This is a genomic window from Amycolatopsis palatopharyngis, from assembly GCF_003385185.1.
Taxonomy (GTDB): Bacteria; Actinomycetota; Actinomycetes; order Mycobacteriales; family Pseudonocardiaceae; genus Amycolatopsis; species Amycolatopsis palatopharyngis.
The window spans coordinates 1-15748 of sequence record NZ_PQHZ01000030.1 but is presented as its reverse complement, the minus strand read 5'-3'; the positions used below and the strand labels follow the sequence as shown (position 1 = coordinate 15748).

15 protein-coding genes and 1 tRNA gene are annotated in these 15748 nt (G+C 68.4%); 6 read left to right on the top strand and 10 right to left on the bottom strand.

Going from position 1 to position 15748, the window contains the following annotated elements; all coding sequences use genetic code 11:
• The first annotated feature begins 103 nt into the window (after window positions 1-103).
• From D0C15_RS21455 to D0C15_RS21440, 4 genes are read left to right on the top strand one after another with little or no spacing between them, the layout of a single operon-like run.
• On the top strand, window positions 104-1069 hold the full coding sequence (locus D0C15_RS21455) for a 4-(cytidine 5'-diphospho)-2-C-methyl-D-erythritol kinase (protein ID WP_116048561.1): 966 nt from the start codon (window positions 104-106) through the stop codon (window positions 1067-1069).
• Complete coding sequence (locus D0C15_RS21450; RefSeq protein ID WP_116048433.1) at window positions 1066-1473, top strand: ASCH domain-containing protein; 408 nt, start codon at window positions 1066-1068, stop codon at window positions 1471-1473. Before D0C15_RS21455 ends, D0C15_RS21450 begins: the two co-directional genes overlap by 4 nt.
• Window positions 1474-1477: 4 nt before the next feature.
• A complete protein-coding gene (locus D0C15_RS21445; RefSeq protein WP_116048431.1) occupies window positions 1478-3244 on the top strand; it encodes an ABC-F family ATP-binding cassette domain-containing protein in 1767 nt (588 codons plus the stop codon).
• A gap of 37 nt (window positions 3245-3281) precedes the next feature.
• Entirely contained in the window at window positions 3282-4979 is a 1698-nt protein-coding gene (locus tag D0C15_RS21440) for a fatty acyl-AMP ligase (RefSeq protein WP_116048430.1), read from the top strand.
• 83 nt (window positions 4980-5062) lie between these two features.
• Here D0C15_RS21440 and D0C15_RS21435 read toward each other — a convergent pair whose 3' ends face one another.
• From D0C15_RS21435 to D0C15_RS21400, 8 genes are all read right to left on the bottom strand, one after another.
• On the bottom strand, window positions 5063-5410 hold the full coding sequence (locus D0C15_RS21435) for a DivIVA domain-containing protein (RefSeq protein ID WP_116048429.1): 348 nt from the start codon (window positions 5408-5410) through the stop codon (window positions 5063-5065).
• A gap of 39 nt (window positions 5411-5449) precedes the next feature.
• Window positions 5450-5824, bottom strand: coding sequence for a DivIVA domain-containing protein (locus tag D0C15_RS21430; protein WP_116048428.1), 375 nt, complete (start codon window positions 5822-5824; stop codon window positions 5450-5452).
• 202 nt (window positions 5825-6026) lie between these two features.
• Window positions 6027-6620 (bottom strand): aminoacyl-tRNA hydrolase, encoded by a 594-nt coding sequence (gene pth, locus D0C15_RS21425; protein ID WP_116048427.1) that lies wholly within the window; start codon window positions 6618-6620, stop codon window positions 6027-6029.
• 7 nt (window positions 6621-6627) lie between these two features.
• Window positions 6628-7275 (bottom strand): 50S ribosomal protein L25/general stress protein Ctc, encoded by a 648-nt coding sequence (locus D0C15_RS21420; protein WP_116048426.1) that lies wholly within the window; start codon window positions 7273-7275, stop codon window positions 6628-6630.
• 518 nt (window positions 7276-7793) lie between these two features.
• Window positions 7794-8774 (bottom strand): ribose-phosphate diphosphokinase, encoded by a 981-nt coding sequence (locus D0C15_RS21415; protein ID WP_116048424.1) that lies wholly within the window; start codon window positions 8772-8774, stop codon window positions 7794-7796.
• Window positions 8771-10261, bottom strand: coding sequence for a bifunctional UDP-N-acetylglucosamine diphosphorylase/glucosamine-1-phosphate N-acetyltransferase GlmU (glmU, locus tag D0C15_RS21410; protein ID WP_116048422.1), 1491 nt, complete (start codon window positions 10259-10261; stop codon window positions 8771-8773). The genes D0C15_RS21415 and glmU overlap by 4 nt, the downstream gene beginning before the upstream one ends.
• A gap of 86 nt (window positions 10262-10347) precedes the next feature.
• Window positions 10348-12081, bottom strand: coding sequence for a GGDEF domain-containing protein (locus D0C15_RS21405; RefSeq protein WP_116048420.1), 1734 nt, complete (start codon window positions 12079-12081; stop codon window positions 10348-10350).
• Between the two features lie 94 nt (window positions 12082-12175).
• Window positions 12176-12247: transfer RNA gene (locus D0C15_RS21400), tRNA-Gln, on the bottom strand.
• 256 nt (window positions 12248-12503) lie between these two features.
• On the opposite strand from D0C15_RS21400, the gene D0C15_RS21395 reads away from it, so the two are divergent.
• Both D0C15_RS21395 and D0C15_RS21390 read left to right on the top strand, forming a co-directional pair.
• Window positions 12504-13484 (top strand): acyl-CoA desaturase, encoded by a 981-nt coding sequence (locus D0C15_RS21395; protein ID WP_116048418.1) that lies wholly within the window; start codon window positions 12504-12506, stop codon window positions 13482-13484.
• A 102-nt stretch (window positions 13485-13586) separates the two neighbouring features.
• Complete coding sequence (locus D0C15_RS21390; protein ID WP_162830192.1) at window positions 13587-14180, top strand: TetR/AcrR family transcriptional regulator; 594 nt, start codon at window positions 13587-13589, stop codon at window positions 14178-14180.
• Here D0C15_RS21390 and D0C15_RS21385 read toward each other — a convergent pair.
• Window positions 14173-15066 carry a cytochrome c biogenesis CcdA family protein gene (locus tag D0C15_RS21385; protein ID WP_245976099.1) on the bottom strand — a complete coding sequence of 298 codons (894 nt, stop codon included), beginning with the start codon at window positions 15064-15066 and terminating at the stop codon, window positions 14173-14175. The two genes, D0C15_RS21390 and D0C15_RS21385, sit on opposite strands and share 8 nt — an antisense overlap.
• Window positions 15067-15070: 4 nt before the next feature.
• Window positions 15071-15652 carry a redoxin domain-containing protein gene (locus tag D0C15_RS21380; RefSeq protein ID WP_116048416.1) on the bottom strand — a complete coding sequence of 194 codons (582 nt, stop codon included), beginning with the start codon at window positions 15650-15652 and terminating at the stop codon, window positions 15071-15073.
• Window positions 15653-15748 lie beyond the last annotated feature (96 nt).

The window sequence follows — 15748 nt, the reverse complement described above, 5'->3', positions numbered from 1 at the left end:
GTACTTAGCGTGTGCACGTATCGCGCTTTCCCGGGAAAGTGCGATGTTCCGCGACTCTGCGAGCCTCGGGCGGTGACGATGGGTGGGCACGTACGCTGGTCACGTGCTTGCAGTCGTCCCGCCCCCGGTCACGGTCCGGGTGCCTTCGAAGATCAACTTGCACCTTTCGGTGGGTAATCTGCGTAAGGACGGCTTCCATGACCTGAACACCGTCTTCCACGCGCTCTCCCTGACCGACGAGGTGACGGTCGCGGCGGCAGAAGACCCCGGCGTCGAGGTGTACGGCGAAGGGGAGGATTCGGTCCCGACGGGTGCCGACAATCTCGCCTGGCGGGCTGCGCAGGCGCTGGCCGCATACTGCGACAAGCCCGCGGAGGAGCCCAAGGTCCGGCTCGTACTGCGCAAGAGCATCCCGGCCGCGGGCGGAATGGCGGGTGGGAGCGCCGACGCGGCCGCCACGCTGGTCGGGCTGGCGTCGCTGTGGCGGCTGGACATCACCCGCGACGAACTCGCGGGGGTCGCCGCCAAGATCGGCAGTGATGTGCCGTTCGCGATCTACGGTGGCACCGCACTGGGCACCGGCAGGGGTGAGCAGCTCGTTCCGGTGCTGTCCCGGCACACCTTTCACTGGGTGCTGGCGTTCGACCACGAGGGTCTCTCGACGCCACGGGTGTTCGGCGAACTCGACCGTCTCCGGGAGGCCGGTGATCCGCCTCGAGTGGGATCACACGCCCCGGTGGTCGAGGCCCTGGCCTCCGGCGATCCCAACCAGCTCGCGCTGTTACTTGGCAACGACCTGCAGGCCGCCGCGGTGTCGCTGCGGCCGGAGTTGCGCCGCACCCTGCGGGCGGGGGTGAACGCGGGCGCGCTCGCCGGCATCGTGTCCGGTTCCGGCCCGACCTGCGCGTTCCTCTGCACCGATGGCCAGTCGGCCCTTTCGGTGGCCGCCGAACTCGCCGGGGCAGGAGTGTGCCGCACCGTGCGGGTGGCGCACGGGCCGGTGCCCGGCGCCAAGGTCGTCAACGGCGACGAGGTGCCGAGAAACCCACCACCGAGTGGAACGGCATGAAGGACGCCGAGTTCGCCTTCCCCGGTCCATTGCGGGACCGCTTGGTCGAGGCCGTCCTGAACGGCGAGAAAACTTCGACGACCGGGCTGTTGGCCGAGTACGAGCACTACCGTGAACCGTTGCCTCGTGTCGGTGAGCGGGAACGGGTGATCGACTCGGCCGGGGCCGTTGTCGCGGTGATCGAGACAACCGAGATGCGGGTGGTTCCGCTCTCCGAAATAGACATAAAGCACGCGATAGATGAGGGTGAGGGTTACCCGAGCGTTGCCGAGTGGCGCGCCGGGCACGAGGAGTTCTGGCACAGCGAAGAAATGCGTGCCGCCCTCGGTGACCCCGAGTTCACTGTGGACGATTCAACCCCCGTGGTCGCATTACGTTTCACAGTCGTGGAGAGGTTCAGCTGAGACGATGGTCAACCTGGTCAACCTGGAGTCCGTGAGCAAGTCCTACGGGGTGCGCCCACTGCTCGACGGCGTCTCGCTCGGTGTCGCCGAGGGCGACCGGATCGGTGTCGTCGGTCTCAACGGCGGCGGCAAGACAACACTGCTGGAGGTACTCGCCGGTGTCGCGCCGGCGGACTCCGGCCGGGTGAGCCGGGTGAACGGGCTGCGGATGGCAGTCGTCACCCAGCGCACCGAGCTGCCCGAGGGCAGCACCGTGGGCGAGGTCGTGCTCGCCGAGTTCGGTGCCGAGCACGAGTGGGCGGCTGACGCCCGCGTGCGGTCCATCGTGGACGGACTCGGAATTTCCGCACTGGGGCTGGACACTCCGACCGGTTCACTGTCCGGTGGGGAGCGAAGGCGAGTGGCGCTGGCCGCCGCGCTGGTGGCCGAGCTCGACCTCGTCGTACTCGACGAGCCCACCAACCATCTGGACATCGAGGGTGTCCGCTGGCTCGCCGATCACCTGCTCGCCCGCCGGATCGCGGTCGTGGTCGTCACGCACGATCGCTGGTTCCTCGACACGGTCTGCGGACGCACCTGGGAGGTCGTCGGCGGCAAGGTCGAGCAGTACGAGGGTGGCTACGCGGACTGGGTGTTCGCCAGGGCCGAGCGGGCGCGGCTGGCCGCGACCATGGAGGAGAAGCGGCGCAACCTCGCCCGCAAGGAGCTGGCGTGGCTCCAGCGCGGGGCGAAGGCACGAACCTCGAAACCGCGGTACCGCATCGAGGCCGCCGAAGCCCTGATCTCCGACGTGCCTCCGCCACGGGACTCGGTCGAGTTGCTCTCGTTCGCCCGGCGCAGGCTCGGCAAGACCGTCATCGAACTGGAGGACGTGACCCTCAACGTGGGGGAGCGCACGCTGGTCGACTCGGAGACCTGGCGGATCGGGCCAGGCGACCGAGTCGGGCTCGTCGGTGTGAACGGGTCCGGCAAGAGCACGCTGCTGCGCCTGCTCGCCGGTGAGCGGGAACCGGACGCGGGCAGGCGCAAGCAGGGCCTGACGGTCCGGCTCGCCCACCTGCGTCAGGAACTCGACGACCTGCCCGGGCGCATGCGTGTGCTGGAAGCCGTCGAGGACGTCGCGGCCAGGGTCGTTCTCGGTAAGCAGGAGCTGTCGGCATCGCAGCTGGCTGAGAAGCTCGGCTTCCCGCCGGCCCGGCAGTGGACGCCGGTGGAGGACCTCTCCGGTGGCGAGCGCAGGCGCCTGCAGCTGGTGCGGCTGCTGATGGCCGAGCCGAACGTACTGCTGCTCGACGAGCCGACGAACGACCTGGACATCGACACCCTGCAGCAACTCGAGGACCTGCTCGACTCCTGGCCGGGCACCCTCGTGGTCGTCTCGCACGACCGTTACCTGATCGAGCGGGTCTGCGACACGGTGGTCGGCCTGCTCGGCGACAAGCAGATCACCCACCTTCCCGGCGGTATCGAGCAGTACCTGGCCCGCAGGGACGTCCACCAGGGCCACGCCGGGACTCCCGCGGGAACCGCGAAGGCAGCCGCGGCGAAGAACAGCGCCGCGGAGCGCAGGGCGGCGAGCAAGGAACTCGCCAAGCTGGAGCGCAGGCTCGGCGTGCTGGACGGCAAGGAGACCAAACTGCACGACGCGCTCGCCGCCGCCGCGACGGATCCGCAACGGCTGATGGAGTTGAACACCGAACTCAAGTCGGTACGCGCCGAAAAGGACGAGGTCGAGTCGAAGTGGCTGGAGATCTCCGAGACGGTGGAGTGACGCGAACCGCTGATCGGCGGGTGGATAAGGTGACGCCATGAGTCGGTTCGTGGACACAATGGTCGCCTCGGCGACCGGGGACGGTCAGCAGCGCGGCATGGTCACCGGTGAGCCGGACGAACCCGTTCGCCGCACCTGGGGCGAGGTACACGAGCAGGCTCGCAGGGTGGCCGGTGGACTGGTCGAGCACGGCCTTGCTCCTGGCAGTTCCGTCGCCGTGCTGGCTGCCGCGCCCGCGCTGATCGCGCCCACCGTGCAGGGCACCTGGCTGGCGGGCGGCAGCGTCACCATGCTGCACCAGCCCACGCAGCGCACCGACCTCGCGGAGTGGGCCGAGGACACCCTGCAGGTGCTCCGCATGATCGGTTCCGAACTGGTGCTGCTCGGCGAGCCGTTCGACCAGCTCGCGCCCGTGCTCACCGAGCGTGGGATCGGCTTTCGCATGGTCGACGACCTGCTTGGGTCGGAACCGCTCGCGCGGCCGGTCGAGGTCGATGAGGATTCGACCGCGCTGCTACAGCTGACCAGCGGTTCCACCGCCGAGCCCAAGGCCGTGCGGATCACCCACCGCAACCTGATGGCCAACATCGGCGCGATGGTCGAGGCCGCCGAGTTCGAGTTCGACACCGACGTGATGGTGTCCTGGTTGCCGACCTTCCACGACATGGGGATGGTCGGCTTCCTGACGTTGCCGATGACGTTCGGGGTCGAACTGGTCAAGGTGACTCCGGTTGAGTTCCTCTCGGGCCCGCTGATCTGGCCGGAACTCATCAGCAAGTACCGCGCCACCGCGACCGCGGCCCCCAACTTCGCCTACGCCATCGCCGGCAGGCGGCTCGCCCGGGTCGAGGACGACGACGCCTACGACCTCTCCAGCCTCCGGATCGCGCTCAACGGTGCGGAGCCCATCGACGAGGCCGCCGTTTCGGCCTTCACCGAAGCCGGCGCCCGGTTCAAACTGGCGCCGGAGTCGGTGTTCCCGGCCTACGGCATGGCGGAGACGACACTCGCCGTCTCGTTCGTACCGTTGAATGTCGGCCTGACACTGGACGTCGTGGACGCCGGTGCCCTGGAGAGTGAGAACAGGGCGGTTCCGGTACCCGAGAACGATCCGCGCAGGGGTACCGACCAGGTGCGCTCGTTCGCGCTGCTCGGCCGCCCGCTGCCCGGGCTGGAGGCCGAGATCGTCGATGAGCAGGGCAACCGGCTCGGTGAGCGGCAGGTCGGCGAGATTCGGCTGCGCGGCGAGGCGGTCACACCCGGCTACCTGACCGTCGACGGTCCGCTGGACACCCAGGACGCCGAAGGGTGGCTCGCGACCGGTGACCTCGGCTATCTGGTGGACGGGCAGATCGTGATCTGCGGCCGCGCCAAGGACGTGATCATCATGGGCGGGCGCAATATCTACCCGACCGACATCGAGCGGGCCGCGATGTCGGTGGACGGAGTTCGCGCGGGTAATGCCGTCGCCGTACGCCTCGACGCGGGCACCAAGCGCGAGCGCTTCGCCGTGGTGCTGGAGTCGAAACTGGCAGGTGACACCGACACCGAGCGGGCCCTCGCCAAGGAGGTCGCGGCCAGGGTCAGGTCGGCGGTCGAGGTGCGGCCCTACGCCGTGGTGGTGCTCGGGCCGGGGAACCTGCCCAAGACGCCCTCCGGCAAGGTCCGCCGCGCCGCGACAGCCGAACTGTATGCCGGCCGCATCGCTTCCGGAGCCAAGGCCGAGTCGGAGTGAGGCGCTAGCCGCGTTGAAAAGCGCGCGCCCGTCCAGCCCGGGACCGTGATCGCAGCATCGCCACAGACGGTTCCGGACAGTTCTCACCCGCGCGCGCGTCGCCACAGCGGTTTGCGCACATGGCTGTGCTCGAGTGCGGGCGCGATGTAGGGCGCGTGCAGCTTCGTATTCGCGGGAGCCCGTCCGACCAGCGTGCTTTCCACCCTGCGGAGGAAGTCGTCGACCGAGGCCTGGTCGTACCCGCGTTTGCCCAGCGGGGCCTTGCTGAACGCGATCTCGTGCACATCGGTGGCCGTGACCTCGTCCTCGCCTTCGAGAGTCGCGGCCACCCGGTCGAGGAACTCGTCGACCTCCGCTTCGTTGTAGCCCCGGCTACCGAGGGGCGCGCGGTCGAACCGGATGTTGTGCACGTCTTCGGCGGTCACTGCCATTGCTGCTCCCGCAAATGAAGTTGTCGAGCTTCGGACGGCCTACCGGTGTTCCGTCTCGTGCAGTGCCTGCGGGACGTGCAGCTGCTCCGCGTGGCCGGGCGCAGTGGCTTGGTCGTGCTGCCGGGCAGCGGGTACCTGATGGCTTGTGGGACTGAGGCCACTGCGGTTGATCAGCTCGGTCTCGACGTCGTCCAGGAACTCGTCCACCTGCCGCTCGTCGTAACCGCGCCTACCGATGATGGGCCTGCCGAACTCGACGTGATGCACCTCGGCCGCGGTCAGGTCGTCCTCCCCGGCCAGGGTCCGGGCGATGCGCCGGACGAACTCGTCGACCTCGTTCCTGGCGTAGCCACGACGGCCGATGGGGGAATTGCCGAACTCGACGCGCGCGGCGTCGTCAGCGGTGAACGACATCAGTTAACTCTCTCCTGGGCTCAGCTCGGGTGCGTGTCCCGCATTCCGTCCTAGCCCTGAGAGTGGGTGTCGCGCCAGCCCCTGCGGCGCCCGTCGACTCGAACAGGTGCGTCATCCAACGCCTTTGGGTGAGTCAGTAAGAACGCACAGTGACGGCCACAACCGCTGTGGGGGTGACGCAGGTCTCCCCTGCGGGCGGGGTTCAGGCGGCGTGAAACTGGTTCTGCGCGGCGGCGAGACCGGAGCCGACGAGGGCTTCAACAGCGTCGGCGCAGCGGTCGACGTTCAACGCCAGTTCGCGGCGTTCCGACGTGGAGAAATCCTTCAGCACGTAGTCGGCAGCGTCCATCCGGCCGGGCGGACGGTCGACGCCGAAGCGAACGCGGAAGTAGTCCTTGCCCCCGAGGGACTTCGTGATGGAGCGCAGTCCGTTGTGGCCGTTGTCGCCACCGCCGAGCTTCAGTTTCAGCGCGCCATAGGGGAGATCCAACTCATCGTGCACCACGACCACGCCGGATCGATCAACCTTGAAGAAGCGTGCGGTACCGGCGACCGGGCCGCCGGAGAGATTCATGAACGAGCGAGGCTTCGCGAGTACGATCTTGCGGCCTGCCAGCTGACCTTCGAGTATCTCCGCGCCTGCCTTGTGTGCCTTGAACTTCCCGCCGATCCGGTCGGCGAGTTCGTCCAGCACAAGGAATCCGACGTTGTGTCGGTTGCCCGCATAACGCGGCCCGGGATTGCCGAGGCCGACGAGCAGTACCTGCTCGCCGGCCCCCGGCAGATCTTGCTCCATGAACTGGTTACTCGGATGCGCTCTCGGCCTCGGGCTGGTCCTCGACCACGCCTGCGCCCTCGGTGTCGACGTCCGCCTCCATGGACGCCTCGCTCGGCGCCTCGTTGACGGCGACGACCAGGTAGTCCGGGTCGGTGGCCAGGCTTGCGCCCGCGGGCAGCAGCACGCCGGCCGCGAGGACCTGGGTGCCTGCCTCGGCGCCTTCGATCGAGACCTCGAGCTGCTCAGGGATGTCCTGCGCCTCGACCTCGACCTGAATGGTGTCGAGGTCCTGGTGCACCAGGGTGCCGGACGCGGCGTTGCCGACCAGCACGACGGGCACCTCGACGGTGACCTTCTCGCCGCGGTTGACCACGAGCAGGTCGACATGCTCGATGTAGTTCTTCAGCGGGTGCACGGTGATGGTCTTGGTGAGGGCGAGCTCGGTGCCCTTCTCGGCCTTCGCGGCGGCACCGGCGACATCGAGGGTCAGCACGGCGTTGTTGCCGTTGTCCCTGATCACACGGGCGAAGTCGACGGCGGGCAGGGCCAGGTGCCGCGGGTCGGCGCCGTGGCCGTAGAGCACCGCAGGGATCTTGCCGGCACGGCGCGTGCGGCGCGCGGCGCCCTTGCCGAACTCGGTGCGCGGCTCGACGGTCAGACGTACCTCGGACACGGTCTTGCTCTCCTTGCGATGGGGATCAGGCGGTGTGCTGCTGGCTGTTCGGCGGCGAGTTCCTGGCGTGCACGGGCGCGTGGCTACTCAAGCCGCCGCGTCGATAACGTCGGGCACCGCGTGCGCTGGAGCCCGCCTCGCCGAGACAACCTGCACAGTCTAATGCAGCCGTTTCTGTCGTCGCGGCCGGGGCGGAAACTACCAGTGCGACCTGCACGGCCCGTCGGCCGGGGACGACGGCGTGCGTCGCCGACCAGGCCCCGCGCTTTCCCGGGAAAGTGCCATACATGCGCGCGCATGTACCGCACTTTCCCGGGAAAGCGCGCTACCCGGCGAGCCGGTGCCGACATCGGCCGCGTCGGAAACTTGCGCAGCGTGAAAACCGGGCAGCCGCAACACTCGCGCTTTCCCGGGAAAGTGCGACGCCGGGACGTGCGGGGCCGGGGGCGTACGCTCTCGGCAGGAACGAGTCCTGGTGGCACTTTCCTGGGAAAGCGCCACCAAGACTCGTTGTCGCGCTACGCGCTGCCGTCGAACAGGCTCGTCACCGAACCGTCCTCGAACACCGCTTCGATGGCACGGGCCAGCAGCGGTGCGATGGACAGAACCGTCATGCCAGGGAAGCGCTTATCCTCCGGGATCGGCAGCGTGTTGGTGACGATCACCTCGCGCGCCTTGCAGTTCGCCAGCCGCTCGGTGGCCGGATCGGACAGGATGCCGTGCGTGGACGCGATCACCACGTCCGAAGCACCCTCCGCGAGCAGTGCCTCGGTGGCCTTCACGATCGTGCCACCGGTGTCGATCATGTCGTCGACCAGTACGCACAACCGGTCCTTGACCTTGCCGACCACGCGGTTGGCGACGGCCTCGTTCGGCTTGTCCGGGTCCCTGGTCTTGTGGATGAACGCGATCGGCCGGTCACCGAGCTGCTGCGCCCACTTCTCCGCGAGCCGGACGCGGCCGGAATCGGGGGAGACGACGGTGATGTCGGCGTTGCCGTAGGTCTCCTTGATGTGCTGGGCGAGCACGTTCTGCGCGAGCAGGTGGTCGACCGGTCCGTCGAAGAAGCCCTGGATCTGCGCGGTGTGCAGGTCGACCGTCATGATCCGGTCGGCGCCTGCTGTCTTGAACAGGTCCGCGATCAGCCGTGCCGAGATCGGCTCGCGGCCCTTGTGCTTCTTGTCCTGCCGCGCATACGGGTAGAACGGCATGATCACGGTGATGCGCTTCGCGCTGGCGCGCTTGAGTGCGTCCACCATGATCAGCTGTTCCATCACCCACTCGTTGATCGGCGTGGTGTGGCTCTGCAGCACGAACGCGTCGGTGCCGCGCACCGACTCCTGGAACCGCACGAAGATCTCGCCGTTGGCGAAGTTGTGCAGGGTCTGCGGGGTGATCGTCACATCGAGGTGCTTGGCCACTTCCTCGGCCAGCTCCAGGTGTGCGCGGCCGGAGAAGAGCATCAGATTCTTCTGCGGCGTTCCGGACTTCGGGCTCATGCTGGCGACTCCCCGTCGTGTGCTGCTGGATCCTGCACGTTCTCGTCCTGCTCAGCAGCTCGGGCAGCCTCGGCCGCCGTTGCCGCTGGGGTGCCCGGCCTGCGCCGGACGACCCAGTCTTCGATGTTGCGTTGCGGCGCTCCCGACACGGCGAGCGCCCCTGGCGGCACGTTACGCCGGATGACCGCGCCCGCGCCGCTGTATGCGCCGTCGCCCACGGTCACCGGAGCGACGAACGTGTTGTCCGAGCCGAGCCGCACATGGGATCCGATCGTGGTGTGGTGCTTGTTCACGCCGTCGTAGTTGACAAACACACTGGAACATCCGATGTTGCTTCGCTCGCCGATCGTGGCGTCCCCCACGTACGTGAGGTGCGGCACCTTTGAGCCGGGGCCGATGTCGGCGTTCTTGGTCTCCACGAACGTGCCGATCTTCCCGTTCTCCCCCAGCCGGGTGCCCGGCCGCAGGTAGGCGAACGGTCCGACCTTCGCTCCGGCCTCCAGGACGGAGTCCGATCCGTGGGTGCGGATCACGGTCGCGCCGGCTCCGACGGTCACGTCCGTAAGCGTGGAATCCGGGCCGACGCGGGCGCCCTCGCCGACCTTCGTCGCGCCGTGCAGCTGGACACCCGGAGCGAGTACGACATCTCGGGCCAGCGTCACGTCCGCGTCCAGCCAGGTCGTCGCGGGATCGGTGACGGTTACCCCCTCGCGCTGCCACCTGCGCACGATCCGCCGGTTGAGCTCCGCGCCGAGCGTGGACAGCTGCACCCGGTCGTTGACGCCCTCGGTGAGCCACGGGTCATCCACCACCAGGGCACCGACCGGCCTGCCGTCGGCACGGGCGATGCCCAGTACGTCGGTCAGGTAGAGCTCGCCCTGCGCGTTGTCGGTCGAAAGCCGGGACAGGCCATCGGCGAGTACCTGGGCGTCGAAGGCGTACACCCCGGAGTTGATCTCCGTGATCGCCAGCTGCTCGGCGGTGGCGTCCTTCTGCTCGACGATTCCGGTCACGTCGCCGTCCGCGCCGCGCAGTATCCGGCCGTAACCGGTCGGCTCGGTGAGCACGGCGGTGAGCACCGTGACCGCGTTGCCGCCCTGGCGGTGCTCGGCCAGCAACATGGCCAGCGTTTCGGTGTCCAGCAGCGGCACGTCGCCGTAGCTGACCAGCACGGTCCCCGTGAGGTCGCCGGGCAGTTCGGCGAGTGCGCAGGACACGGCGTGCCCGGTCCCGTTCTGGCTTTCCTGAACCGCGGTCGCCACCGACCGGTCGAGGGCCTTACCCACGGCGTCGAGATGCTCGCGCACGGCGTCCCTGCCGTGGCCGACGACCACGACCAGGTGGTCGGGGTCCAGCCCGGCCGCGGCGCGCACGGCGTGCTCGACCAGGGGTCTGCCCGCGATGGGGTGCAGCACCTTGGGTGTGGCGGAACGCATGCGGGTGCCCTCACCCGCAGCAAGGATCAGTGTGCTCAGCGGGCCGGTCACAGCACTCCTCGTTCGACGACTTCGTCAGGTCACATGCTGCGGCGCATGTGTCACCCGACTGGCGGCTTCCGTACCGGGCCAGGATCCTACGTGTGTTCCTCGAGGTCCCACGTGGGGTCGGTTGGCGTGACATCCTCGGGCCAGCCGCCCAACGGGTCGCCCACGCCGGCTGTTGCGGCGGCGATCTGGTTTCCGCCCCGCCGTTTTGCCTGGTACATGGCCGCGTCGGCCCGGGAGAGGACCTGTTCGGCGCGTTCCTGTGGACGCAGGGAGACGAGGCCGACCGACAGGGTCACGCCGTGCGAGAGATGGTGTGGCAGGGAGGCGACCGCCGTGACGGCGCGGCCGAGCGCCTGCTTCGCGGCGGAAACCGGCGCGCCCGGTAGCAGCGCGATGAACTCGTCTCCGCCATACCTCGCCACCAGGTCGTCACCACGCAGTGCGTCACGCAGCGTGCTGGCCACGACCCTGAGCACGTCGTCGCCTTCGGCATGGGAGTGGCGGTCGTTGACGTCCTTGAAGCCGTCCAGATCGACCAGCGCGACCGCGAGTGGCTGCGCGTTGACCGAGCCGGCCAGGGTTCGCAGCCGGTCGTCCAGTGCCCTGCGGTTGGGCAGCCCGGTCAGCGGGTCCTGCAACGCCTGCTGGGTGATCGCGCCGTGCTCGGCCGAGAGCCGTTCGTGTTCGCGACGGGTGTTCAGTGTGGCGATCTGCGACTCCCGCAGGGCCCAGAGTTCGGCCTCCAGCGCGGCGGAGTAGTCGGCGAGCAGCGCGGCAGGCCGATTGTCGTCCGGTCTGATGGCCCCATCTGGTCCCGCGGCGCCGTCAACGGCACCCTCGCTGCCGAGCCGGGCGATCTCGCGGAACAGATTCAGCCGCATCGACGGCTGGGAGTTGTCGTCGGCCTGCAGGTGCTGCGCTTCGATCAGCATGCGCATCGCCTCGTCCCTGCCGCCGACCCCCTCGAGACAGCGGGCAAGCGCGATGGTGACGATGACGTGTTCGTGCGGCCAGCCCTGCTCGGAGTTCAGCTTGCGCAACCGGTCGAGGTGCGCGGAACTCGGTGCGGCGAGCGCCAGCGAGGCGGCGAGCACGCCGACCTGGTCGACGGCGGGCACCCCCGCCTGGCGCGGGAACAGCGACTCGGCGAACGGCGCCTCGACGGCGATCGCCATGGAGGCGGCGGTACGGAACTTCTCGCTCGCCTCGTCGTCCCGCCCGACGCGTTCGAGCCGCAGGCCCCAGCCGAGCAGCATTTTGACCCGGTTGATCAGCTGCAGGGTGATTTCGTGCGGGCCGGCGCTGTCCCTGACCGCCTGGTGGGCCCTGGCGATCACCTCCTCGGCGGCCTCGTAGACCCCGAGCTGGTTCAGCACGATCCAGCAGTCGATCAGGGCGGAGGAGAGCAGCCGGTCCCACGCCCGCCTGCCCAGCTGTACGTCCGGTGTTGGTGAATCGTCGAGAATCGCAAGTGCCCTGGCGATCTCGGTCAGTGCCGCGTCCTCCTGCACGGAGAGCACGAGCAGCCTGCCGCGGATGGCGTGCGCGTCCGCCCGCAGGAGCGCGAGGCCGTGCCTGCGCGTATGCGCGAGCAGTTCGTCGAGCAGGGGTTCGGCTTCCAGCGCGATTCCACGGGTGACCAGCCGGGCCAGCGAAGCCGCTCGCAGCAGTTGCGCGACGAGGATCGGTTCGCCGCGACGCTGCGTCTCCTCCAGCAGCTCGTCAACAGTACCGATGATCTTGAGCTGCTCGGTGCGGTCGCTACGCTGCACGATGGCGTTGAGTTCGCGGGCACGGCCGAGTAGCCAGGCATCGGACATGTCGCCCAACGCCGGGCCGGATGCGTCACGTGGCTCGCGAGCCTCTTCGTGCAGCCGCCTTCACCCCCTCGTCAACCCGTCGCCGAAGGACCCGCTCCGCCGCCAGGATTCGAACCTGAACTGTCAGAACCAAAATCTGAAGTGCTGCCAATTACACTACGGCGGATCGTGCCTGGTCAGGATAGTCACACCTCGGCGGGCCTCGTCCCGGGATCCGGAGATCGCCCACGCCAATGCCCTGACCTGCACAGTCTCTCGCATTCGGCCTACGGGTCTTACGTGCGGGTGGGTGTGTCGCCTCACCCTTGTCAGGTAGTGCCCGGTTGACTCTGGTCGGAAGCGGGAAACCTCCTGTACCGTAACTTACGGCATCGTAGGTAAGGCGACCCTTTGTCGGGTCCCGCGTGGGAAGAAGTGACTGCATGACGGCAACCCTCGACCGCTCCGCCGCTTCCGGCGAGCCGCCGGCCGCATCGGGGCCGAAACCCGTAATCGACGGTCAGCGCTCGAACGTCGTCCAAGCCACGGTGTACTTCGGGGTCGTCGCCCCGCTGCTCGCCCTTCTCGTGGCCGTTCCCTTCGCCTGGGGCTGGGGGCTGACCTGGGTCGACGTGGGGCTTTTCCTCGCGTTTTACGTTATATCCGGCCTCGGCATCACGGTGTCGTACCACCGATACTTCACCCACGGATCGTTCAAGGCAAAGCGCTGGCTGCGGGTGGCGATGGCCATCGCGGGCAGCACTGCCGTGCAAGGCCCGGTGATCACCTGGGTCGCCGACCACCGCAGGCACCACGCGTTCTCCGACCGCGACGGCGACCCGCACTCGCCGTGGGCGTTCGGCACCAGCCCGCTGGCGATCGCCAAGGGCTTCTGGCATGCGCACATGGGCTGGCTCTTCGAGCGGGACAGCACCAACGCCGAGCGGTTCGCGCCGGACCTGCTCCGCGACCCCGACATCAAGAAGGTGGACAGCCTCTTCGTGCTGTGGACCGTGTTGAGTCTCGTGCTGCCCGGCATTCTCGGTGGTCTGATCAGCTGGTCGTTCTGGGGAGTGGTGACCGGGATCTTCTGGGCCGGATTTGTCCGCGTGTGCGTGCTGCACCACGTGACATGGTCGGTGAACTCGATCTGCCACATGCTCGGCGAGCGTCCGTTCACCGCAAGGGACAAGTCGGCGAACTTCTGGCCGCTGGCGATCTTCTCCTTCGGGGAGTCCTGGCACAACCTGCACCACGCCGATCCGACGTCGGCGCGTCACGGAGTGCAGCGCGGACAGATCGACATCTCGGCACGGGTGATCTGGCTGTTCGAGAAGTTCGGCTGGGCCCACAACGTCCGCTGGCCGACACCGCAGCGGCTGGCCCGCCTTTCTGGGTCGACCACGTCGACCACTTCCAGCTGACGGGCAGGGTTTACCCTCGAGCCCGTGGCGACGAGACGGCGGGCGAAGCGTGACGCGGCGATCATCGGGGCGCGGCCGGATGCCCCGATGACCCGCGTGCGCATGACCGGAACCGAGCGCAGGCAGCAACTGCTCAACGTCGCCCGCGCGCTGTTCGCGGAAAAGGGATTCGACGGCACGTCGGTGGAGGAGATCGCGCACCGCGCCAACGTGTCGAAGCCCGTGGTGTACGAGCACTTCGGCGGCAAGGAAGGCATCTACGCCGTCGTCGTGGACCGGGAGACGCAGTTACTGCTCGACCGCATGGTGTCCACTCTGCACGGTGGGCACCCGAGGGCGATGCTCGAGCAGGCCGCGACCGCGCTGCTCAGCTATGTCGAGGACTCGCACGACGGTTTCCGGATTCTGGTCAGGGATTCGCCGGTGGCGAGCGCGGGCGGCACATTCTCGACAGTGCTCAACGACATCGCCAGCCAGGTTGAGCACATCCTCGGCCAGCAGTTCGCGGCACGCGGTTACGACGACAAACTCGCGGCGCTGTACGCGCAGGCGCTGGTCGGCATGGTCGCGCTGACCGGTCAATGGTGGCTCGACGCGCGCAAACCCAAGCGGGACGAGGTCGCCGCGCATCTGGTGAACCTGGCCTGGAACGGCCTTTCCCACCTGGAGCACAAGCCGAAGCTGCGGCTCAGCTGACCCGGTCCTGCCCGCGCCTGCGGCCGCGCCGCCTGGTGATCCCGGCCGCCAGCAGTACGAGCACGGCCAGCGCGATCAACAACGGCACCGCGCCGATGCCGTCCACCCACCGCACGAGCACGGACTGGACGGCTCCCGCGGCGTCCACCACCGGGTCCTCGGCGGAACCACCGCCGTGGAACAGGCGCAGCTCGTATGCGCCGTAGTAGCCCACGTAGAGGCCGGCCAATACCAGCAGCCCGCCACCGAAACGGTTCACGTAGGGCAGGATCCGGCGCGTGCCGCGCGTCGCGGCGCTGCCTGCCAGCGCCACGGCGACGGCCAGTACACCGACCACCAGGGCCATGCCCGCGCCGTAGGCCAGATAAGCCGCGATTCCCTCCAGTGCTGATCCACTTCGGAAGGTCGTACTCGTCACCGCGAGGAACGGCCCGATCGTGCAGGACAGGGACGCGATCGCGTAGGCGAAGCCGTAACCGAGCATCGACCCCATTCGCGCGGTCGGCGCCCCCTTCGACGGTTTCGGCAGCAGCAGCAGGGTGATTTCCCTGCCGGCCAGCAGCCACCCGCCGAGCGCCAGCATCGCCACACCGATCACCACGGTCACGGCGGGCAGGTACTCCTGCACGGAACTGGCCAGTGGCGCCACGACGAGCCCGAAGGTGCCGAATACCACCAGGAACCCGGTGGCCATGACCGCGGTGGCGGCGAGTGCCCTGCCAACGGCCGTCGCGCGCGACGGACCGACGGCGTCCGTGGTGTCCGTGCTGTCCGTGGTGCCTGTGACGACGAGAGCCAGATATGCGGGCAGCATGGCGAACCCGCACGGGTTCACGCTCGCGACCATGCCTGCTGCGAGCGCGAACCCGAGAGTCTCGGGATCCACCGCCTCAGCTGCCGAGCTGCTCGACGCGGGAGTTCAGTTCCTCTTCGGACAACCGCTCTTTGACGACCTCGACCGTGCCGTCGGCGCTGACGAAGGCGTACGCAGGCTGGTAGGTGATGCCGAACCGCCGCCAGATGTCGGCGTTCTCGTCCTCGAGGTGCCGGAAGTTGCCGACACCGTACTGATCCACGAAGTCGCGCATGGCTTCCGGTGAGTCCTGTGCGGCGACACCGACGAAGGTCACGGAGTTCGCGTCCGCAGCCTTAGCGACCGCCGGTGCCTCCGCGCGACAACTCGGGCACCACGGCGCCCAGAACCACAACACGGCCGGTTTGCCCGCGAGGCTGGCGCCGGAGAACGCCGCACCGTCCAGAGTGGTGGCGGTGAAGTCCAGCTCCTCGGGCACGCCGGCCGACTGTGCGGGCTGGTCCTCGGGGCTGGCCGGCTCTGGCTGACTGGAGCCGGCTTTGGCCTCGGGGGCGCTCGCGTCAGGATCGCCGGCGGTGCCTGGTTCGCCACCGCATGCGGCAAGCGTGAGAACCACTACAGCGGCGAGCGCTGTGCCGAACGAACGAACCCTGAGCATCGATGACCTCCACGTGACCTCTGTCCCCTCACATCCTCGACCATCCCCACCTCCCGCGGCTGCCTCAAGGCCTTACGAACCTGTGACGTCCCGCCC

What these genes read in the sequence shown, in the direction of transcription:
- pth (WP_116048427.1), bottom strand. Translation starts at nt 6,620, where the DNA reads ATGGAGCAAGATCTGCCGGGGGCCGGCGAGCAGGTACTGCTCGTCGGC.
- D0C15_RS21390 (WP_162830192.1), top strand. Translation starts at nt 13,587, where the DNA reads ATGACCGGAACCGAGCGCAGGCAGCAACTGCTCAACGTCGCCCGCGCG.
- D0C15_RS21445 (WP_116048431.1), top strand. Translation starts at nt 1,478, where the DNA reads ATGGTCAACCTGGTCAACCTGGAGTCCGTGAGCAAGTCCTACGGGGTG.
- D0C15_RS21415 (WP_116048424.1), bottom strand. Translation starts at nt 8,774, where the DNA reads ATGAGCCCGAAGTCCGGAACGCCGCAGAAGAATCTGATGCTCTTCTCC.
- D0C15_RS21395 (WP_116048418.1), top strand. Translation starts at nt 12,504, where the DNA reads ATGACGGCAACCCTCGACCGCTCCGCCGCTTCCGGCGAGCCGCCGGCC.
- D0C15_RS21435 (WP_116048429.1), bottom strand. Translation starts at nt 5,410, where the DNA reads ATGGCAGTGACCGCCGAAGACGTGCACAACATCCGGTTCGACCGCGCG.
- D0C15_RS21380 (WP_116048416.1), bottom strand. Translation starts at nt 15,652, where the DNA reads ATGCTCAGGGTTCGTTCGTTCGGCACAGCGCTCGCCGCTGTAGTGGTT.
- D0C15_RS21405 (WP_116048420.1), bottom strand. Translation starts at nt 12,081, where the DNA reads ATGTCCGATGCCTGGCTACTCGGCCGTGCCCGCGAACTCAACGCCATC.
- D0C15_RS21430 (WP_116048428.1), bottom strand. Translation starts at nt 5,824, where the DNA reads ATGTCGTTCACCGCTGACGACGCCGCGCGCGTCGAGTTCGGCAATTCC.
- D0C15_RS21440 (WP_116048430.1), top strand. Translation starts at nt 3,282, where the DNA reads ATGAGTCGGTTCGTGGACACAATGGTCGCCTCGGCGACCGGGGACGGT.
- D0C15_RS21450 (WP_116048433.1), top strand. Translation starts at nt 1,066, where the DNA reads ATGAAGGACGCCGAGTTCGCCTTCCCCGGTCCATTGCGGGACCGCTTG.